The sequence below is a fragment of the Gandjariella thermophila genome (genome assembly GCF_005405885.1).
Taxonomy (GTDB): domain Bacteria; phylum Actinomycetota; class Actinomycetes; order Mycobacteriales; family Pseudonocardiaceae; genus Gandjariella; species Gandjariella thermophila.
On the sequence record NZ_BJFL01000003.1, the window covers coordinates 354,182 to 374,241 of the forward strand.

General features: G+C 70.4%; 20 protein-coding genes, 3 tRNA genes and 1 pseudogene. 7 read left to right on the forward strand and 17 right to left on the reverse strand.

Annotated elements, in window-relative coordinates; all coding sequences use genetic code 11:
• Positions 1-468: 468 nt before the first annotated feature.
• From FFT21_RS29085 to ligD, 3 genes and pseudogenes are all read left to right on the forward strand, one after another.
• On the forward strand, positions 469-1,305 hold the full coding sequence (locus tag FFT21_RS29085) for a hypothetical protein (protein ID WP_192909394.1): 837 nt from the start codon (positions 469-471) through the stop codon (positions 1,303-1,305).
• Between the two features lie 378 nt (positions 1,306-1,683).
• Complete coding sequence (locus FFT21_RS05635; RefSeq protein ID WP_137812654.1) at positions 1,684-2,514, forward strand: hypothetical protein; 831 nt, start codon at positions 1,684-1,686, stop codon at positions 2,512-2,514.
• A 118-nt stretch (positions 2,515-2,632) separates the two neighbouring features.
• A pseudogene (gene ligD, locus FFT21_RS05640) lies at positions 2,633-3,553 on the forward strand (non-homologous end-joining DNA ligase); the annotation flags it as partial.
• Between the two features lie 48 nt (positions 3,554-3,601).
• On the opposite strand, the gene FFT21_RS05645 reads toward ligD, so the two are convergent.
• Positions 3,602-4,177, reverse strand: coding sequence for a class I SAM-dependent methyltransferase (locus tag FFT21_RS05645; RefSeq protein ID WP_137812655.1), 576 nt, complete (start codon positions 4,175-4,177; stop codon positions 3,602-3,604).
• A 443-nt stretch (positions 4,178-4,620) separates the two neighbouring features.
• Here FFT21_RS05645 and FFT21_RS05650 point away from each other — a divergent pair, with 443 nt between their 5' ends.
• The gene (locus FFT21_RS05650; RefSeq protein ID WP_137812656.1) at positions 4,621-6,891 is read left to right on the forward strand and encodes a transglycosylase domain-containing protein; all 2,271 of its coding nucleotides are present in this window, start codon (positions 4,621-4,623) and stop codon (positions 6,889-6,891) included.
• Positions 6,892-7,482: 591 nt separating this feature from the next.
• Here the strand turns inward: FFT21_RS05650 and FFT21_RS05655 are convergent.
• The 3 genes from FFT21_RS05655 to FFT21_RS05665 form a co-directional block, all read right to left on the reverse strand.
• Positions 7,483-7,806, reverse strand: coding sequence for a hypothetical protein (locus FFT21_RS05655; RefSeq protein WP_137812657.1), 324 nt, complete (start codon positions 7,804-7,806; stop codon positions 7,483-7,485).
• A gap of 49 nt (positions 7,807-7,855) precedes the next feature.
• The gene (locus FFT21_RS29550) at positions 7,856-8,347 is read right to left on the reverse strand and encodes a hypothetical protein (protein ID WP_225978106.1); all 492 of its coding nucleotides are present in this window, start codon (positions 8,345-8,347) and stop codon (positions 7,856-7,858) included.
• Between the two features lie 844 nt (positions 8,348-9,191).
• On the reverse strand, positions 9,192-9,947 hold the full coding sequence (locus FFT21_RS05665; protein WP_137812658.1) for an HdeD family acid-resistance protein: 756 nt from the start codon (positions 9,945-9,947) through the stop codon (positions 9,192-9,194).
• 183 nt (positions 9,948-10,130) lie between these two features.
• Here FFT21_RS05665 and FFT21_RS05670 point away from each other — a divergent pair, with 183 nt between their 5' ends.
• On the forward strand, positions 10,131-10,421 hold the full coding sequence (locus FFT21_RS05670; RefSeq protein WP_503826164.1) for a hypothetical protein: 291 nt from the start codon (positions 10,131-10,133) through the stop codon (positions 10,419-10,421).
• A 253-nt stretch (positions 10,422-10,674) separates the two neighbouring features.
• On the opposite strand, the gene FFT21_RS05675 is transcribed toward FFT21_RS05670, so the two are convergent.
• From FFT21_RS05675 to FFT21_RS05735, 13 genes are all read right to left on the reverse strand, one after another.
• Complete coding sequence (locus FFT21_RS05675; RefSeq protein ID WP_225978107.1) at positions 10,675-11,832, reverse strand: tyrosine-type recombinase/integrase; 1,158 nt, start codon at positions 11,830-11,832, stop codon at positions 10,675-10,677.
• Positions 11,805-12,029: a helix-turn-helix domain-containing protein gene (locus FFT21_RS05680; RefSeq protein WP_137812660.1), complete on the reverse strand. Its 225-nt coding sequence runs from the start codon at positions 12,027-12,029 to the stop codon at positions 11,805-11,807. Before FFT21_RS05680 ends, FFT21_RS05675 begins: the two co-directional genes overlap by 28 nt.
• Positions 12,029-12,304: a hypothetical protein gene (locus FFT21_RS28755; RefSeq protein ID WP_153816534.1), complete on the reverse strand. Its 276-nt coding sequence runs from the start codon at positions 12,302-12,304 to the stop codon at positions 12,029-12,031. Before FFT21_RS28755 ends, FFT21_RS05680 begins: the two co-directional genes overlap by 1 nt.
• Positions 12,297-13,652 (reverse strand): replication initiator, encoded by a 1,356-nt coding sequence (locus tag FFT21_RS05690; RefSeq protein WP_137812661.1) that lies wholly within the window; start codon positions 13,650-13,652, stop codon positions 12,297-12,299. The genes FFT21_RS28755 and FFT21_RS05690 overlap by 8 nt, the downstream gene beginning before the upstream one ends.
• Positions 13,649-14,053 carry a hypothetical protein gene (locus tag FFT21_RS05695; RefSeq protein WP_137812662.1) on the reverse strand — a complete coding sequence of 135 codons (405 nt, stop codon included), beginning with the start codon at positions 14,051-14,053 and terminating at the stop codon, positions 13,649-13,651. The genes FFT21_RS05690 and FFT21_RS05695 overlap by 4 nt, the downstream gene beginning before the upstream one ends.
• Before the next feature lie 5 nt (positions 14,054-14,058).
• Positions 14,059-14,394 carry an HAD family acid phosphatase gene (locus tag FFT21_RS05700; protein ID WP_225978108.1) on the reverse strand — a complete coding sequence of 112 codons (336 nt, stop codon included), beginning with the start codon at positions 14,392-14,394 and terminating at the stop codon, positions 14,059-14,061.
• 314 nt (positions 14,395-14,708) lie between these two features.
• Complete coding sequence (locus FFT21_RS05705; protein ID WP_137812663.1) at positions 14,709-15,920, reverse strand: helix-turn-helix domain-containing protein; 1,212 nt, start codon at positions 15,918-15,920, stop codon at positions 14,709-14,711.
• Entirely contained in the window at positions 15,913-16,227 is a 315-nt protein-coding gene (locus FFT21_RS05710) for a putative quinol monooxygenase (RefSeq protein WP_137812664.1), read from the reverse strand. The genes FFT21_RS05705 and FFT21_RS05710 overlap by 8 nt, the downstream gene beginning before the upstream one ends.
• 925 nt (positions 16,228-17,152) lie before the next feature.
• Positions 17,153-17,226, reverse strand: a tRNA-Phe gene (locus FFT21_RS05715).
• Between the two features lie 34 nt (positions 17,227-17,260).
• Positions 17,261-17,334 (reverse strand) — tRNA-Asp (locus tag FFT21_RS05720).
• A 17-nt stretch (positions 17,335-17,351) separates the two neighbouring features.
• Positions 17,352-17,424 (reverse strand) — tRNA-Glu (locus tag FFT21_RS05725).
• Positions 17,425-17,582: 158 nt separating this feature from the next.
• Entirely contained in the window at positions 17,583-18,200 is a 618-nt protein-coding gene (locus FFT21_RS05730; RefSeq protein ID WP_137812665.1) for a ScbR family autoregulator-binding transcription factor, read from the reverse strand.
• A 414-nt stretch (positions 18,201-18,614) separates the two neighbouring features.
• Entirely contained in the window at positions 18,615-18,854 is a 240-nt protein-coding gene (locus FFT21_RS05735; protein WP_137812666.1) for a hypothetical protein, read from the reverse strand.
• Positions 18,855-19,427: 573 nt separating this feature from the next.
• On the opposite strand from FFT21_RS05735, the gene FFT21_RS05740 reads away from it, so the two are divergent.
• Both FFT21_RS05740 and FFT21_RS28760 read left to right on the forward strand, forming a co-directional pair.
• Positions 19,428-19,700 (forward strand): hypothetical protein, encoded by a 273-nt coding sequence (locus tag FFT21_RS05740; protein ID WP_225978109.1) that lies wholly within the window; start codon positions 19,428-19,430, stop codon positions 19,698-19,700.
• 188 nt (positions 19,701-19,888) lie between these two features.
• Positions 19,889-20,059: a hypothetical protein gene (locus FFT21_RS28760; RefSeq protein WP_153816535.1), complete on the forward strand. Its 171-nt coding sequence runs from the start codon at positions 19,889-19,891 to the stop codon at positions 20,057-20,059.
• The last annotated feature ends 1 nt before the right edge of the window (position 20,060 follow it).

A 20,060-nucleotide genomic window follows, 5' to 3' on the forward strand; every position in this document is an offset into this window, starting at 1 on the left:
GAGACAATCGGCCGATCGGGTTTCATTTGCAGCCTCGGCCGGGTCCCGGCCGAAATGGTTTCGCCTTCGCCGGAGGATCGCCGGCCCGGACGGCTGCGGCCGAACGGGTGAGTATGTGCCACCGACTGCGACAGTTGTGGCCTCACCAGCCGCGTTAGGCTCACCCTGGGTCCGGATAGAATCCGCTTCGGACGAAGGACCCGAAACCCTGAGTGTCTACAACGGACTGTCCGCGTGGTGGCATTGCCGGGCGACTCGGCCGGAAGGCTATTCGCAACGCACAAGCGAGCACGGATTGCAGTGGCCGTCCGCCTTTCCGGGTGGTTAACGGCGAGTGCGCGCGCGGATGGGCGTGGGAATGCTAGACATGTCCCATCGCCGGCGTCCTGATGGCACATCACGGCATGTTGCGTCGGCGGTGACCGAACGGTGGTGGTAGCCGTGGGCAGCACGAGTACGGAGCCGGGCGTGCGTGCGCGCCTGCGCTCCTTCGCGCTGCGGCTGCTCTTCGTCGGCGGCCTCACCGCGATCAGCTGGTTCGCCGGTTCGGCGATCGCCTCGGCCAGCACGCTCGGCCCGTCCACCGGCGGGCCACTGCTCGACGTGTCCCCCTCGGGCACGGCGCCGGTGGCCGCCACCGTGTACGCCGTCGACGGCGTCACCGGCTGGTGCGGCGGCCTCACCGGCGGCCTCACCGGCACGCCCACCGCCGCGCCGCTGCCGAGTCTCGGCGTCGACCTGGCCGGACCGGACCTGTCCGTCTCCGGTGGACCGGTCGGCGCCTCGATCGGCGTCGGCGCGGCCGCCGCGACGATCGGGGTGGCCGGCTACGACGTGTCGGTCAGCACGCAGCACTCCGGCCCCGTGGCCACGCCGCGGCCCGGCCACCACGGCGAGCGCACCGGGCAGCCCGGCTCCGTACCCGCCGCCCCGGCACCGGCCGTCGCCCCACCCGCCGCACCGCCCCCGGTGGCCGACGTCGCCGCACCCGCCGCACCGGCCGACCTGGCGAGGCCACTCCTCCGGCCGACTCCCGCACCGCCCCTGCCGGCGACCGCGCCCCAGCAGGACGGCCTGGACCCGGCCGCGCCGCTGCCCGGGCCCGCGCCCGCGCCACCCGCCGCACCGGTGGCCCCCTCCGCGTCCATCGGCGGTCACGACCACAGCGGTGGGCTGCGCGGCTGGCACGCCGTGCTGATCCCGCGGCCGCACGTGGCCGCCACCACCACCGCCCTGCTGATTCGCGCGGGCGACCTCCCGGCCCCCGGCCACGACGCCGGGCTGCCCAGCAGCTCACCCGACTGACCCGGCCACGCGACCGCCGACGTCGCAAAACGAGCACCGCGGCCTTGCCCGGCCGTGACCGTGCTGGCGCGCCGCCCCGGCAGGCGCCCCGGTCGCCCCGGCGGGCCGAGCACCGTCCCCCATCGCCCATGGCTCCCCTACCTGGCCACCGCGCCCGGTCAGGTCGGGGTTCGCCCCGGCGCCGTGTTGCCCCCACGGCGCCGGGGCTCTTCCCCGCTGCACCGACCTTCCGGCCCATCGAGGGGCTGCGCCGGAGCAGTGCGGCAGCCGCCGGGTGTTGGGCGGCCACCGCGGGTGTCCCAGCCCGCGGGTGGTGCGTCGCCCAACACCCGGCCGGGGATACCCACCCCTCCCTTCCCGCCCGTACGCTGCGCTGACGTGCCCACCGTGACCGTCGCCGAGCAGCCGGGCGTGGATGTCTCCGGCCGGCCCCGGCCCACCGAGGACCGTGTCGTGGTCCTGCCGCACGCGGTGATCGTGCTGGACGGGGCGACCGCGCTGCGCCCCGAAGCGCGCGGCGGCGGCTGGTATGCCGGCGAGCTGGGCCGGGAGCTGGCCGACCGGCTGACCGAGCGGCCCGGCGCGGACCTCACCGAGACGCTGGCCGAGGCCATCGCCGCGGTGGCCGGCGCGCACCACCTGGTCCCCGGCGCCGCACCCTCCAGCACCGTGGCCCTGCTGCGCTGGGACGACGACGTCGTGGACGGGCTGGTGCTCGCGGACAGCCCGGTGGTGGTGCGCACCGCGTCCGGGGTCGACGTGCTTACCGACGACCGGCTGGCCACGCTGCGCCGACGCGGCGGCGGCTACCGGGGCCGGCTGGCCCGCGGCGGCGGCTTCGGGGCCGACCACGTCGCCGCGTTGCGCGCCTCGGCGCGCGCGGTCGGCGAGTTGCGCAACACCGACGGCGGCTTCTGGGTGGCCGAGGCCGACCCCGCGGCCGCGCACCGGGGGGTGCGGCGGAGCTGGCCGAGAGCCGAGGTGCGCGCCGCGCTGGTGGCCAGCGACGGGGTGTCCTGCGGCGTGGACGACTACCAGCTGTTCGGCTGGTCCGAGGTGTTCCGGCTGGCCGGCGAGCACGGCCCGCGAGCGGTGCTGGACGCGGTGCGCGATGCGGAGCGCGCCGATCCGGACGGCCGGCGCTGGCCGCGGCCGAAGCGGCACGACGACCAGGCGCTCGTCCTGGTCGACCTCACCGGTCCCGGGTGACGAACCGCGCCCGCTGGTCCAGCATGGGGTGCGGAGGGGGCTCGTCCGGGCGGAGACACGGGTGAGCGCACGACGAGCGCAGGAGCTGGCCACCGCGTGGCCCGCGCTGGTGCGACCGATGCTGGCCATCCCGGGTGAGGTGCCCACCGAGCCCGGCTGGGGCTACGAGTTCAAGTGGGACGGCGTCCGGGCGATCGCCTACGTCGCGGACGGCGAGTTGCGCCTGATGTCCCGCAACGACCTGGACGTCACCCGCTGCTACCCCGAGCTCATCGACCTGGCCGAACTGCTGGCCGGGTACCGGGTGGTGCTCGACGGCGAGATCGTCAGCCTGGACCGGGCCGGCCGCCCGGACTTCGGCCTGCTGCAGTCCCGCATGCACGTGCAGCGGCCGGGGCCGGCGCTGCTGCACCGGGTGCCGGTCGCGTACTTCGCCTTCGACCTGCTGCACCACGACGGCGACTCGCTGCTGGCCGAGCCATACCGGGCGCGGCGGGACCGGCTGGCCGGGCTGCCGCTGGAAGGCCGGTCACGGTCGGTCGCGGTGCCGCGATGGTGGCCCGGCTGGCCAGGCGACGGGGAGGCCGTGCTCGCCGCGGCCCGCGAGCACGGCCTGGAGGGCGTGATGGCCAAGCGGCTGGACTCGCGCTACCAGCCCGGCCGCCGGTCCCGCTCCTGGATCAAGACGGCGCTGACGCACACCATGGACGTGGTGGTCGGCGGGTGGAAGCCCGGCGAGGGTCACCGCAGCGGCACCATCGGGTCCCTCCTCGTCGGTGCGTACGGCGGCGAGGGCGAGCTGCGCTACCTCGGCCACGTCGGCACCGGCTTCACCCGCAGGGTGCTGGCCGACCTCTACACCCGGCTGTCCGGGCTGGAGACCGACGCCGACCCGTTCGCCGGCACGGTGCCCCGGGAGCACGCCAGGGACGTCCGCTGGGTGCGGCCGCTGCTGGTCGCCGAGATCAGTTACCGAGGCGTCACCCGGGACGGCCGGCTGCGGGCGGCCTCGTGGCGGGGACTGCGCCCGGACAAGGCGCCGGCCGAGGCGCGCACCGACTTACCGCCGTGCTCGCCCCGGCCTCGCTCAGCCGGCTGGCTTCTCGGCGCGGAACCGGAACGACCGTCCCGCGGCCTGGTCCACCCGGATACCGGTGAAGCCGGCGGCGGCCAGCCGATCCGGCAGCGCGGCCGGATCCACCGGCACCATTGTGTCGGCCAGGTGCAGCAGCCGGAACATCGGCGTGGCGATACTGTCCGAGCCGGCCAGCACGCCGCCGGGCCGCAGCACCCGGTGCGCCTCGGCGAACAGCCCGTCCTGCCGCGCCGGCGAGGGCATGTGGTGCAGCATGGTGAAGCACAGCACCGCGGTGAACGTGGCGTCGGGCAGCGGCATGGCGGCGCCGTCGCCCTCGGCCACCCGCACGGTGCCGGGTAGCCGCGCCCGCAGCCGCGCGGCGAGCGCCTGATCCACCTCCAGCACGGTCAGCTGGTCGACCCGCTCGGCCAGTACCGCCGTGGTGGCCCCGTAGCCCGGCCCGACCTCGAGCACGTCGTCGCCGAGTTCGACCCCGGCGAGCGCCCACGGCAGCAGTTGCTCCCGTGCCCGGCGCGCCCAGCGGGCCGAACCGCAGATCCAGCGGTGCAACACGTTCATCCCCATGCGCCGACGCTACGGCGGGCATGGTGCTTCCGCGACAGGTTTCTCCCCGGTGCAGCGGTAAGGACCGGTTGGACAAGCCATTCCGGCGTTCCGGCACGGGCATTTCGAGTGGATTCGTGCGGTTGGTGACGAATCCGGGCTGGTGGTGAAAAACGTCACCCGGCGACCTCGCTCCCGGCCACTGTGGACGGTAAGGGCAGGGCAACACCGTTGCGGGTAGGGGTTCCTGCAGACCTCGGCTGCGGCGCGCGTACCGTGCGGGGCGGGGTTCCACCCGCGTCGCGCGGCACGGGAAAGGTATTCGGTGGCAGAGCGGATCCGGCCGGACCGCGCGCCGTGAGGGGACGGCCCGGAATGGCCGGACACAACGCGGGAAAACGGAGGGCGCGCGGGGCGTGAGGGTCATCCAGGTGTGGCGGACGGGTGTCCTGACAGGACTGTGCATGCTGGCTGGCGTGCTGCTCGCGGGGCAGGTGCTCCCGTTGGCCGCCGGGCTGGGGCTGCTGTCCGACCGGATCACCACCTCGGTGAGCGGATTGTCCAGCGAGATGGCCCGCATGCCGCCGCCGCAGGTGACCACGGTGACCGACGCCACCGGGGCGCCCATCGCCACGCTGTACGACCAGTACCGGGTGCCGGCGTCGTGGCAGCAGATCTCCACTCCGATGAAGGCCGCGATCGTGTCCATTGAGGACCGCGGCTTCTTCACCGAGCAGGCGCTGGACCCGCGCGGCATCCTGCGCGCCGCGCTGAACAACGCTCGAGGCGGCGCCCGCCAGGGTGGTTCCACGCTCACCCAGCAGTACGTGAAGAACTACCTGATCAACGTGGTGGACCGGAACGACAAGCTGGGCCAGCAGGAGGACCAGGACCCGTCACTGGTCCGGAAGCTGCGCGAGGCCAAACTGGCCGCGACGGTCGCCCGGCGGCAGAGCAAGGAGCAGATCCTCACCGGCTACCTGAACGTCGTCTCGTTCGGCAACCAGACCTACGGCGTCGGGGCCGGCGCGCGCTACTACTTCGGCCTCACCCCGGACCGGCTGAACGTCGAGCAGGCCGCGCTGCTCGCCGGCATCGTGGACAACCCCAACTACTTCAACCCGTACCGCTTCCCGCAGCACGCGCTGCAACGCCGGAACCGGGTGATCGACACCATGGTGGCCACCCGCTCGATCACGCCCGCGCAGGCGGCACAGGCCAAGGCGCAGCCGCTGGGGGTCCGCCTGCCGCAGCCGAACCGGCCGCCGGACAGTTGCTACGGCGCCGCGCCGGACGCCGGGTTCTTCTGCGAGTACGCGGTCACCTACCTGGAACGCGCCGGCCTGACCCACGACCAGATCTTTTCCGGCGGGCTGACCATCCGCACCACCATGGACCCGCGGATCAGCCAGATCGCCAAGGACACCGCCGACCGGCGGGTACCCACCACCCAGCCCGGGGTGGCCAACCCGTTCGTCATCACCAAGCCCGGACCGGCTGGTCACCAGGTGCTGGCCATGGTGTCCAACCGCGACTTCGGCACCGACCCGTCCGCCGGGCAGACCAGCTACAACCAGCCGGCCGATGTCAGCGTGCCATTCGGCGCGGGCTCGGTCTTCAAGATCTTCACCGCGGCCGCGGCGATGGAGCAGGGCAAGGTCGGCCTCGACACGCCGATGCCCAACCCGTACACGCAGTGCTTCATGCCGCCGAACGGCAACCAGTACACCCACTGCGCGCCGATCCACAACGACTATCCCGGCTACCCGGACCCGATCAGCCTGCGCCAGGCGCTGGCCACCTCTCCGAACGTAGCCTTCACCAACCTCGAACTGCAGGCCGGCATGCCCGACGTGCTGGCCATGGCCGCCCGGCTCGGCCTGCGCCAGACCATGCAGAACAACATGCACGGCCAACCCCCCGGCCCGGCACCCCGCGGCGCGGCCAACCCGGCGACCTACACCCAGCCGCAGAGCCTCTACAACCTGAACAACATCGCCTTCACCCTCGGCTTCGCGCCGTTCAGCCCGCTGGAACTGGCCAACGTCGCCGCTACCCTGGCCGACCACGGCCGGTGGTGCCCGCCCACCCCGATCGCCTCGGTCACCGACCCGGCCGGCCACCCCGTACCGGTGCCCCAGCCGCCGTGCGAGCAGGTCGTCGCCCCGACCCTGGCCGACTCGCTGGCGCAGGGCCTCGGGGACGACGTGAAGCAGGGCGGCACGTCGGCGGCCGCCGCCCAGGCCGCCGGCTGGACCCGGCCGACCGCGGCGAAGACCGGCACCACCCAGGACAACGAGTCGGTCGCCTTCCTCGCCATCACCGATGGCTACGCCGCGGTGTCCACCGTCTACGCCGACGGCGACCACCCGGGGACGATCTGCAACACCAACCCGCCAATGATCAGCAGCGGCTGTGAGGGCGCGTTCGGCGGCACCATCGCCGCGCCCACCTTCTTCGACGCGTTCAACCAGATCCTCGCCGGCCAACCCGACCAGCCGCTGCCCGCGGCCGACCCGGCCTACCTGGGCGCGCAGGAGCACGGCCCGATCGTGCCCTCGGTGGTCGGGCGGCCCACCGCGCAGGCACGGCAGGCGCTGGCCCAGGCCGGCTTCCCCGCCCAACTCCAGACCGTGCCGGCCAACGCGCCGGCGGGCACGGTGATCGGCCAGACCCCGCAGGGCACCGTCGCCCGGGGCCAGCCGATCGTGCTCTACGTCTCCGCCGACCGCTGATCCGCCGGGCGCACACGTCGCGATTGCGTCGAACAGTGTTCGTTGGGGGCTGTGCTCCGCGATGCCGGTATGGAGGTGCGCCCTGCCAGACTTCGATCGCCCGGCCTCATGGGCTTACCGCCCTGCCACCACAGCCCGGCATCAGAGGCCCGTTGAGCCAGCACCGCCGCCACGGCATTCACAACAAGCAAATGAGCCAGGGACTGGAGCGAACAGGCCAGCAAATGATCGCCGACCCCGTCTGCGCTGCTCTCATGAGGTGTGACCAGGGGCAGCGTCGAAACGCTGACCGGCACTTTCAGCTCTACGGGCCATTATCGCCTCCGCCCGCACGCATCCGTCCGAATTGATCACGCGACGAATCGATGCCAGGCCGGGTGCACGCGGACAAGCCCGGACAGACGTAGGGGGTGGCAAGTTAAGATCCAAACCGAGACCCGAAACTGGCACCTGAATGCGGCGGGGGGCTGTAACAGCCGACGCTCCTATTGGCGCGGCCCCTGTTACAGCCGTCTCGCCCCAATGGGCAGGTCCCACATTGTTGTCTAGGTCCCCGTCCTCGTCACCCAGCCGGATCGCACGGTTGACCGCTCAGAAATGGAAGTGACAGCCGTGGATGCCGCAGTGGAAGTGATCCTCGTGGTGCGGTAGGGGCACGTAGGGCACATGCGGTGCTGGTCCCGGCTCGTAGGTTCCGGGCGACGGCTGGTACGTGTCAGTCGGCAGCGGTGCCGGCGTGCTGAACGTCAGCAGCGGTAGCAGCGTGGTGGTCGTGGTGGTCGGCACGGTGAAGCTGTACGTCGGCAGTGGTGCCGGCGTGTTGTTCGACGTGTCCACGGCGTTACCGCTGTGCGCCAGTCCATAGATCACCAGCGTTAAGAACAGCACGGCACCGATGATTGCTTTTGCTCGCATGGTCGACTCTTTTCATTTGTTGTGGTGTGACCTACCGGGCCGCTCGGACTCACCCAGAGCCCAACGACAGCGACACCTTGCCGGCCTTGGCCTGGTCCGCCGTGACACTGACCTTCCCACGATGCGTGACCTCGACCTGGTAGAACTGCTGGCCATCCGGGACGTTGGCGACGTCGATCGGGAACGTGCAAACAAAGCTCGCGTAGATGCCTTTACCCAGGCGGCCGACTGCCGCGACCTTGCCGCTGGCGTCGTACACGGTGACCGAGGCACCTTCGTTGATGTCGCTGTAGCCGCCGGTGTCCAAACATCCGACACTCGGTGCCCCGACCGCCTTCATAAGCGTCATCGTGCCGTGCAGCGTGAAGGTCCCCGGCGACGCCGCGGCCGCCGCCGTGATGCTCCAGACAGCACCGACGAGCGCAGCACCCACGGCAGTGCCGCCGAGGAACAACAGCCATCTGCGAAGTTCCGTCAGTAGCGGTGGGACCCCCACAGGCGGCTCCTGCGATGGCGGCTGTTGGATGCCCTGTTCAGTCACGTCGTTGTGCTCCTGTCGGTGGATTCGGACCAACAACGGATCGCGGACAACCGAGCAGTCGTTACACGGTGCACCCGTCGGCGGGCAGTTCGTTGGACCTCGGCTCCGGCCCCGGTGGGTGCCAGGCACACCTCGCATGGCATGCCGGCCGGCCCGGGCACACCTCGGCGGGCCGCAGTAGATCACCGCACCGTACGGCCGGCCCAGGCGCACCAGGCGGGGGCCGTCTGCAGCCAGCACGGCTGCAGGAGGACGGCGGGCCGAATCCGGGGGCCTACTGCGGCAAAAAGATCGACGGGGGTGACAGGACGTGCTTGTACCACTCGCAGGGCGCTCCCGCAGCAAAACCTTTGTGCCTCGCAAGGACCCTTGGCTGGCGTCTCCCCTTCCGCCTGCTTGCGACCCTCTTCCAGGCCCCTCTCATAACCGTCTTGAAAGCCCTGCTCGTAGCGATCGATCAAGTACTGCTCGACAACATCGCCTGGGGCCGGGCTGACCGTGCGATGAGATGTCGCGGACGTCAACGTCATCGGCGCGACGGAACCGAAGGTCGAACCCACAGGCTGTCGTGGTGTCGAATGCCGGCGCAGCCACCCATCCCACGAGCCCACCCACGACCAACACGATCAAAGCACCCAGCCCGAAGAACAGCAGTTGCTTGTACTGCCGGTTTCGTTGCGCATCCGATGATTCGCGCCGATCGGTACTCTCGTCCATGCTCGGTCCTCGCCACCGGGAAACAGGACGTTACGAGTACTGCATGACACCCGGCACGCGGCCGCCGCAGCCCCGCAGGAGCATACGGACTCCGGGCAGGCGGCCTGCCGGTCCATCGCTCTCCGGATCACCGCGGTGCCGGCACCGTCATGCGTCGGCGCTGCCCGCGATGGATGCCCTCGGCGACCAGCAGCGCGCCGTGGAGGACGAGCAGGATGCCGAACATCAGGGTCAGCACGAGTGCGCTGGGCGCCGGGTAGACGAGGATGAGGATTCCGGCCGCGGCGCCCACCACGCCCGCGGCGATGGTCCAGCCTCGGGCGGGCACATCCCCGCGGACGCCGTGCACGATCTGCACCAGCCCGGCGACCGTCCAGTACAGGCCCAACAGCAGGACCAGCGCGGCGATCGTCTGTCCCGGGCGGTCCACAATCAACAGCCCGACAAGGATGCCCAGCACGCCGGTCACGGCGGCCAGGGCGCCGATACCCGGGTCACGGACGGAGAAGGCGGACACGAGCCAGAACACGCCCGCGACGAGCAGTTGGGCGCCCAACACGATCGCCAGCAGCACCAGGGCCGGCCCCGGCCAGGCCAGCACGACCGCACCGGCGGCGACAGTCAGGACCCCGTAGGCGACGGTCCAGCCGGGTGAGGGCCAGCCCCACCCCACCAACCGCCGCGCGGCCTCGAGTCGAGCCTCCATCGCGCGTTGCTGAGCCGTATCGGCCGTTCTCCCCGGCGTGTTCATGGTGACGCCCTCCCTTCGGCGTTCCGAAGCGGACACCTCGCACCATCGGTACGGCCGCAAAACCGTTCCTGGTGCGAACACGGCCGCTATGGCGCGATATTGAACCTCGGGCTGGGTGGCCAGCAGAGGCATACGACGGCCGAAGACAGGGCCGAACGTCCATCCACGGTCTGACACGATTGATTGAGCCGAGCTCGGAAAACTCGCCGCTCATCCCGCAGGCCCGATCCAGAGTTGCCCGAGTGGATCTGACCACCGTTGCCGTGCCCCATAGCCTTTCCCACCTCAGGCCACTGCTGCCTGCGCCTCCGGCTCGTGTCCTCGAGGCCGGTTGCGGCAGAGGCGCCAGAGACGACCGTGGCGGTCGAGGCCGACAACATCCAGCGCGACCGACACGGGTGGACCGTCGTGGTGATCGGCCAGGCCAGCCACATTCCCGACGTGGCCGAGATCTGCGGCCCGAAAGGCATGGCGTTGCGGTCGTGGGCCCCAGATGGACGTCACTGCGTGGTGCGCATCCAGATCGAGCGGGTCAGCGGGCGACGCATTCCAGCGGGCTCAGCCACCGACGACGGTATGCCGCGTGAGTCGTTGGCCGGACTCTGACACCGAGCCTCCAGCGATCACGGCCGTGCACTCCGCGTGCCACCAGCAACGGTCAACCATAGTCAACAGCGGTCTACACCGGAGCATCGCCCCACCCCGGCAAGATCACACAAAAGCCCGCTGACCTGGGAAAAAGCCAGCGGGCTGAGGGTGGCCAGGGGCGGGGTCGAACCGCCGACCTTCCGCTTTTCAGGCCCGCGCGTTTCCGCAGGACACATGGGGTGTGAGGACACCACGTGCGTTCCCCGTGCGACTAGCCCTTGACCACGATCGTTCGCGGCAGCTTGGCCGCGTTCCCGTGCTGCGCCAGGTTGGACAGTGCCGCCGCGACCTCCCGGTCACGACCGGCCACGGCGTGCAGGTACCGGTTGGCCGCCGCCGGCGAGCTGTGCCCGAGGCGCAACATCAGGTCCTTCAGCGTCGCACCGGTCGCCGCCGCCAAGGTCTGCCCGGTGTGCCGCAGGTCATGGAAGGTGAAGCCCTTCATGCCCACCCTGTCCCGAGCGCGGGTGAACGCCTGACGGATGGCATCCCCTCGCATCGGACGACCATCGCGGCCAACGAAGACCCGATCTGTGCCAGCCCACTCGCGCATGTGCTCAGCGAGCACCGGAAGCACGTGCGGCGGGATGCTCACCGTCCGTCGGCCCGCCTCAGACTTCGGGTCACCGTCGAAAGCTACCGGTTGTTCCAACAGCTCAACCCGGTTCTTCCGGACTGTGACAGTCCGGGCCTTGAGGTCGATGTCATCGCGGTGCAACGCGCACACCTCGCCCCGCCGCAGCCCGCACCAGGCGGCCAGCAACACCGCCGCCCGGTAGCGCGGAGTGATCGCGCCCACCAGCTCCGCCACCTGGGCAGGCGTCGCCACCTGCCGTTCCTTCGCCTTGTCCGCAGTAGCGCCTGGGATCTGGCACGGGTTACGGGTGATCGCCCCGTCCCGCACCGCCTGATTCATCACCGCCCGGAGGAACGAGTACGACTGAGCGATGGACCGGCGACCACCCTCCCCGCGCAGTGCCTCACTGTGCCACTGGCGAACCACGGCCGGCGTGATGGCGACGAGTGGCTTGTCAACCAGCGGCGCCAGGTGCAGCCGGAGGTTGCGCAGGCAGGTCTCTTCCCAGCGCCGACCAACCTTCGGGTTGTCCTGCAGGTACGCCCGCGCGTACTCGCCGAACAGTTGCAGGCCAAGCTGTTCGTTGAGCCACACGCCGCGCGAGATGTCCGCCTCAACCTGCACCAACCAACGATCAGCATCCGTCCGCGTCCTGAACGTGTGCGGTGCCGTTTGCCGCTTCCCGTCCGGGCCGATGAACGACGCCTGGTACCGACCCGACGGAAGTCGGCGGATGTAGCCGAAGCGGCGACGATTCTTGGCCATCAGTCCACCACCCGGCCGGCCTGCCAACGGACGGTGACGGCCTCGACCTTGCCGGCCTGGACGAACGCCTCCAGGTCCGCGCGCTTGATCCGCACGTACCGGCCGAGCTTGTAGAAGGTGATGCGCCGCTCGGCGACCAGCCGGCGGACGAAGCGCACCGAGGTGTTGAGGTAGGCCGCCGCCTCTTCCACCGAGTAGTGCTCACCAGCGAGGACAGCCGCCATCACGCACCCCCCTCCGGTGGCAGCCCGTCCAGCCAGGCTTCGAGCTGGCCACGCCAGACCAGCCAGTGCCCGCCGACGAGCAGGCCGCCGCGGATGGTGCCGTCGGCGAGGTAGCCGGCGGTGACCTCGCAGGTCAGGTCGAGCAGGTAGGCCACCTCCCGCAGGGTGTAGAGTGTCGCGGCCGGGTCGATGTCGGGCACCGGACCCCGGTAGGCGTCCTCATCGGACGGGCCGTGGTCGAAGGGCTCACGCGGGAACGGGATCAGCTCACCCATCAGCGCCGACCTCCCCCAGCGGCCGAGGCCGCAGCCGCGCCGACACCGCCTCGGCCAGCTCCCGTTCCGCCTGGCTGCGGTAGCCGACGCCAACCATGCGCCAGTCGTTGACCACCACCAGGTCCTCGTGATCGGCGATCCCGAGGCGCTGCAGCGCTTGGGCCTGGCGGTGCTCGGCCCGCGCCGCTCGGAGCGTGGTGAAGGTGACCGAGTAGCGACGGGACTTGGTCAGAAAGTGGCCCCGGAAGCCGAGCATGTGCGCCCACCGTCGCAGGTTCAGCCCGGCGAACTCGGCCAGCCCGCCCAGCCGCCACGCGGTGGCGATCATCGCCCGGTGGTGCTCGGACACCTCGAGGTTGGCGATCTGGGCTTCGTGGCGGATGCGGCGGTCCACCCCGGAGATGGCCCCGGTGCCCTTGGTGGCGTACTTGGCGATGTAGCCGGCCACCCGCGCCAACCCTGCCGGGTCACCCGGGGAGCCGGCGGTGATCGGCTCGGCGTCCACCTGCCGGCCCCACCGCAGGGTCCGCACCCCGACCGCGTCCGACTCCGGCGTGACCACCGCCACGGCCCCGGCGGCGGAGCGGATCAGCCGGCACAGCAGCTCGACCGTGACCCCGTCCGGTGGGGGTGGGCCGTCCGGGCCGGCGGGTCCGTCGACCCGGATCACCGCGTGGAAGTGGACCAGGCCGCGCCGCTGGTACTCCGCCACCTTGGCATACGACACCCGCAGGAACCCGCCCAGCTTGGTAGCCGAGACGCCCAGCGCGCCGGCGAGCTGTCGGGCCAGGGTGATCGTGAACCGCCGCCACAACTCGGTGGAGTGCGCCTGCCACAGCACCGCGCCCACGTAGTCGTAGCCCGCCGGATCGATCGGCTGACCGAGCGCCGCGTCGTAGTCGGAGTGCACCCGCCCGCACGCGCACGGCCGCGGCCTGCCCGTCCGGGTGGCCGGTTGGGTGTGCACCGGGCCGAACGACGGCGCGGTCAGCGTGGCGAACGCCCGCACGTGCCCAGCCACCGACTCCGGCACGCCCTTGCCCCCGGTCAAACCCGACCGGACGAGGTGGAAGGTGTCCGAGGCGTAGACCTGCGCGCATGAGGGGCAGACGGTCAACCGCCGGTTGTTGCAGGCCACGAACACCCCACCCTGATACTCCGCCAGCGTGTGCCCAGTGCTGGTCTGCGCCGACCACGAGCCGGCCAGCCGGATCGGCTTGGCACAACCGCCGGTCGCGGCGACCTGCCGCCGCCACCGCTTGAGCCCGTCGCGGCCCATGCTGGCCAGGAAGTGCCCGAGCTGTTCGTCCTCGGTGGCCAGCCGGGACACCAACGCCGCCGGCCTCATGCGACCACCGCCACCGTGTCCACGACCGCCCGCCGGGTGACGAGCAGGTCCGATTCGGACACCACCAGATAGGAGCCCTGCCCCCAGCAGCCACCACACGGCGTGCAGGTCCACGGCCGGTGACCCGTGCCCGAGCACTGTTGGCAGGGCTTGCGCACCGGCAACCGGTGCGGGCTGACCGTGAAGGACTCATCCGGGCCGACGAAGTCGTAGACCTCCCCGTCATCGACCAGCACGTCCCACTCCCCCGCGCACAGGTCCAATCGGTCTTCGACTACGTCGGCGGCGTAGCCGGGCAGGTCCCGAAACCGGGACTGCGCATAGGCAACCCCGGTCAACGGGTTGACCTCGGAGAACCGGAACGACTCCGGAACGATCACCACAGACAACGTTGCAGTCACCGGGATCACCGCCCCACCTGCGCCAGCGCGCCCTGAGCGCAGAAGCACAGGAACGGCTCACCGACCGTGCCGGTGATCGAGCCGTCGATGTCGGCGGTGACGCAGGTGCCGAAGCAGTCGCCGCACACATCGGCCGGCGGGTTGTCGTAGTCGCGGGAGTTGACCTCCGCACGCCAGCCGGCCAGCGCGTGCCACCCGCCGATGCCCGGCACCGCCGACGCCCCACCAGCAGCCACCAGGGCGTCCCACTGTTCCGGGCTGAGCCGGGTGCCGCGCACCACGTTGGCCGCGTACGCCGGCAGCTCGGCGAACCGGGACGCCACGTAGGGCGCGCCGGTCATGGGGTTGATGTCCCCGAACCGAAACCAGGTCAGGTCATCGGTGTCGGGACGCTCGTCCTGAACAGGAACCGAAAGGACCGCAGTCACGGTCAAACCTCCGCGAGCCGAGGACTCAGCGGCAGGCTTGGCTACGCAGCGTCGCACGCGATACGCTCAACGAGCGCATGGACCGCAAAGCTTGCGCGCGGACTGCGCGGGATGCCGCCCGCTAAGTCCAACCTCCGGCCCGGATGGGATGCCGCCCGTCCGGGCCGTTTGCTGTCACGGAGGAGTCTAGCCGCACTTTTAGTGCGGGTCTAGCACTCGAAGTACGTTCACCCTGATGGCCTAGCGTAGAGCTGCGCCGCGAGGTCGGCGAACTCTGGATCGTCCGCCGCCGCCGTCTGCCCAAGATCATCCATCAGCGCACGTACGAGCGGGTGGTTACGCACCTGCTCCGGTGCGATCCGGTCTGCAGAGCGCAGCGCCGACACCACGCCGTCAACGTTGCGGCGTTGCGCATGCGCCCTGGCGAGGTCGATCAGTAGTCGGCCCTGCCGCTCCGCCGACAGGTTCGACGCGTTCACAGCCTCACCGACCCGCAGCGCGCGACCCGCGTCGCCCAGCTCCAACGCAACCGCCACCTCATGAAGCTTGACGTTGGTCGGTCCGAATTCAGTGTCATAATCATTCCGATCAGCGCCAAGTTCATCCGCGAATCGCGCAGCCTTTTCTAGACGAGCGTATGCCTCGTTCGCGTCGTCAGACCGGGCGGCAATGACCGCAAGCTGCAAATTCAGCGCACCCCGCAAGGAATAGACAGCAGGGTCAGCCGAACCGTCCAGTGTAGACAGTGTTTCCTCGGCCGTCTCAGCCGTTGTCCGCGCGAGATCCAACCAGCGAGCACCCTGAAAGACCAGGGTGAGTCGAAACGCTCCCTCAGCCATCAGCAACGGATCATCTGAACGCTCAGCAGCGTTAATCGCGCGATCAGCGGCTACCCACGCAGCGGCGAATTCCCCAACTTTGGAAAGCACTGCGGCAGCGGCGTGGTAGGTCTTGGCGAGCGCACCGAAAAGGTTCTTCTTATCGTCACCAGCCGCCGCGCGTGCGCCAGTTTCAAGCTGAGGGATCAGCTCAAGTAGCATTTCGCCAAGTTTTTCGTAGGACGAGCCGTGCGCGTACTCCCACGCGAGGACCGCACCACTCTCCAAATCTGCCGAATTCACTTCACGCGGACGAGTAAGAACGGCCCGCAAGGCGTTGCTTGACGTAAGTACAAGTGCCAAGTCGCTAACTACGCGAGGCTTGTCCGTAGCGGCGGCGACCACAGGAGCAGTGGGCGCAAGCTCGGACAACGGCACCTCAAGCACGTCGGCAATGCGTTCCAACACCGACATGCGGTCAATCTTCCGGACGCCTCGCTCTACCTGGCTTACCCAAGTTTCCGACCGGTCAAGAAGCGCACCGAGTTCCTTCTGAGAAAGCCCGCGCTTCCTTCGCTCGGTGGCGATCTTTCGCCCGAGGACCTTCTCATCGTCACTCACTTTCGATCAATCCCTTACCCGAAGTAGGCTCGACAAACTCGACACGATATGTGTCAAGGTACTGCTCTCGCTCGGCAAGGAAGCGCTTCACGTGCGGCTGCGATTCATGGTCCTCGAAAGCTTGCCGGTCACGGTAGACCTCGTAGAACACGCGCGACAGTGGAGAATCCGCCACGGTGTGCACGATGTAGATGAGCGTCCCCGGTTCCTCAGATTGGATCTTCGGGGCCGTCTCTGCGACCAAGGCGTCAAAGCCGGCGGCCGACTCCTCGTCTTTCAACTCGAACCGGACCACGAGCCCGAACATCGAAACCTCCCAATTCTGTGAGACGCACTCAGTGTACGGCATAGCATCGCAAGTGCGCACCTAGCACAAATAGTGCGGGTTTCTCGGGACATTGTTGCCATGTTCACAGAGAGCCGCAGACCGATCACACGCCGCGCGACGCCGGGATGCCCAGGGCCACGGTGAGGACTTTCTCTACTGGATCAAGGCGGCCCTGACGGGCCGCACGGCGCGCTCGAACAGGCGCGCGATCCTCGGCTCTCGCTCCGCTACCGCCGAGCCCGCGCCGGAACGCCGCCGAGCGCGCCGGCACTTCAGGGCGTGATCCACAGGAGACACCAACACCGTGACGGCGACGGACGAGGCTCTGAGGTTCCCGAGCTGGCCAGTGCTCGCGGGTCCGCTCGGCCGGCAGCGCCCACGCCCGCACCGCGAGCCCGCTCGGCCCGCTGTAGCCGTGCCGGCCCGGCAAGCGGGCGTGCGGCCTGGCGGCCGGTCCCGCGCCGGGCCGGCGGACAGGGCCGGCGGGCCGCGGGCGGGCCGAGGTCGGCCGGCGAGCACGCCAAGAGAAGAAGAGATGTCCTCGCCGGACGGGCAGGTCTCCGGGATAGCCCGAATGCCGCAACGCTGCGGTTCGCGGGTGGCCCCGGGGCGTGCCATCCCGCCGACCTCCCGGAGGGCTATCACGCCGCAGCAAGGGGGACAAGCTTGGCACCGACCGTCCAGTATGGACAGAGGTTGTCCCCCTTGCCACGGCGTGATCGGGCACAGCCAGGTCGACGGGATGGCACGAAGGCCCCCCGCTTGAGGGAGTCAGGCCGTGCGATCCACGTGCGACTAGCAGCGGTCAACCACGGTCAACACCGGCGAGTAGAGGATCAACGACCGTGCTGGACAAGATCACGCACAAACCCGCTGACCTGGGGAAAGGCCAGCGGGTTGAGGGTGGCCAGGGGCGGGGTCGAACCGCCGACCTTCCGCTTTTCAGGCGGACGCTCGTACCAACTGAGCTACCTGGCCATAGGCGTCCGGCCTTCTGGCCGTTCGCTCTCGGCGACCCAGACGGGACTCGAACCCGCGACCTCCGCCGTGACAGGGCGGCGCGCTAACCAACTGCGCCACTGGGCCTGGTGGCTTCTTCGCCGTGCCCCCAACGGGATTCGAACCCGCGCTGCCGCCTTGAAAGGGCGGAGTCCTAGGCCGCTAGACGATGGGGGCTCGGTCCGCACGGCTCGCCGATCGGACCAGCGCCCTCCAACGGCTGCCCCGTTGGAAGCATGGAAAGCATAGGACACGATCGCCGTGTCCTCCAAAGCGGGGGGTAGGGCGTGCGTCACGTGCCGCCACCACCTGCACGGACGGTGACCGCCGCCCGATCACGGCTGCTCCGCGCGCCAGCCGGCCAGCCACTCGTCGGTGGCCACGCCGGGAAGCAGGCAGCGCACCACCTCGCCTATCCGTTGCGGATACGCCCCGGTGCCCTGTCGCGGTCCGTCCACCAGCCAGGCGCCGATCACCGCGGCGTGCAGCACCCGGGCCGCGGCCTCCGGATCCACCCCGGGGCGGAGCAGGCCACGCTCCGCGGCGGCACCGAGCAGCAGGGCGAAGGTGCGCTCCCAGGCGCGGAAGGGGGAGGGGCGGGAGGCCGCGGGCTGACCCTCCTCGGCCAGCCGGACCGCGGCGCGGGCCACCACGTCGCCGCACAGCCGCCTGGCGACCTCGTCGAGCAGCCCGATCAGGGTGCGCAACGGGTCCAGGCCGCGGTCCCGCCACCGGCGATGCGCGGCCGGCCACACCGCGCGCATGTGCCGCACCACTGCCTCAGCCACTGCCTCCTTGGAGGGGAAGTGGAAGTAGAAGGCGCCCTTGGTGACGCCGCCGCGGCGCAGGATGGCGCTGAGCGGGGCCGCGGCGTAGCCAACGCGGTCGAACTCCTCTGCCGCGGCGGTGAGGATGGCCTCCCGTGTGGCGCGCGCCCGGCGCTGCTGAGGCATGTGGGCTCCGGCTCGTCGGTTCCGCCCCGGACGGGCACACCACCCGTGCGGGACGCACCAAGGCATCCGAAAGTCGATCAGGAACCGACCTGACGTTACCGCTTCACCCGATCTGGTGCACTCTTTCGCTGAATGGCCGCCGGCCGGCGATGACCAGGGGCAATGCCGGGGAAAGGGCGTCGCGCTCGCGTTGCCGGAAAAGAGACCGCTCGGTATGTTTTCCAGTGGGCTCCCGGCAGGCGCGTTACGGGGGGTGCGCGTCTCAGGGGAGCCCGCACCGGGCGGGACGGGTGACGTCAGGGGCCGTCCCGCGTTCGGAGCGAGGTGGGGAACGCAGCCACCACCACTGCGCCACCCACCTCCTCCGACCGGTCGCCGGGCCGGCGGGAGGCGGCCGCCGACGGGTCGGACGGCCTACCTGCTGACCGGCGGAACCCCGTCCTCCCCGGGCGCCAGCCCGAGCATCTCCAGTAGCAACCGGCAGTCCTCTGTGTCCGTGGCACCGCGCGCCACGGCGAGCCGGGCACGGTGCACCTGCTCTTCGGAAATCCGCGACGGCTCCCCGCTGCGCTGAGCGGGCACACCGGACGAGTGCCTGGCAACCACGTCGTCGTGCTGCCACAAGTACTTCCGCAGTTCCAGGGACTCGCTCATAATGCCTCCCCACCTTGGGTTTCGGCGGCCGAGGCTAAGCGACGGTGTGTCACACCCGCAGCCCCCCGCCGTGTGATTCGGAAACCACGCACGGTCACCCGTCGGGGCCGTGCGTTGCGCCTCGCGCGCAGAAGTTACGGCCAACCGGGCGAGAGTCACCGCCCGCCAGCGGTGGAAGGACCACCCCGACGATCCCCGCCGGCCCGGCCCGCCCTCCGGGTGGCGGCAGAGTGGGCCGGCTGGCCGCGTCCGGCCGCACCCCCGCCCGGGGCAGCTACCTGCGGTCTGAATGCATTCAATCCACCGGAACCACTCCCGCGAAGAGCGTGAGCGTGCAACAATCCCCCTGCTGACACACCCCCGGTCAGCGCCTGTGGAGATCCCCTCCGGCCCCCGCGTTCCTCCCCCTGGCGCGGGGGCCCTCCATGTCCGGCCCTTTCGCCGCTGTGGCAAGTCCCACTACCTCCCGTCGCAATCGAACCGTTATGGTTGCGTGCCGTGGCTCTCCCCATCGGATCACTAGGCAGATCGAAGGCCGGACGTCACCGCCCACCCGCACAGCCGGAGGACACGGTGCCCGACCACGAACTCGAGTCGTATCTCGCGGCCCTCGCCCCGGAACAGGACGTCGAGACCACCGGAACCGGCCGCCGTTTCGGTAACTCACAGGTCTACCAGCTCCGCCTGGACCTGGCCGCCAACGAGCAGCTTCGTCAGCTCGCCGCGGAGCTGCAGACATCCCCCCTCAGCCTGGCCAGGGACTGGATCCTGGAGCGGCTGCGCTGGGAGGCCGAGCGCAGGCAGCGCTTCCAGCGTCCCCCACAGCCCCACTGGCCGCAGGCCTGATCCGGTCCCGATTCCTCGGTACTGACCTCCCGTACCCGCACTGACCCGGTGGTATGCGGCTCACCCCGAGCCTTCCCGAGACGCCGTCCGCCGGGCCGGGCCCCACTCGCATGTGGCCGGCGCTCGCGGCACCATGGTGCGTGGCTGCTCGCCAGCCGCGTCAAGCCCGGAGAACTCGGGAGGTCATGGTGCTCGAACCGGATATTCACCCGCCTGCGGCCGCCGAGGCGCCTGAGGAACTCGCCGACGACGGCAACCGCGCGGCCGTCCAGGGCGAGCCGGAAGGGTTCGACCCCGCCGAGTTGGCCGACGACGGAAACAGGCTGGTCCCCGGTGTGGATCCGGAGGACCCGGACTAGC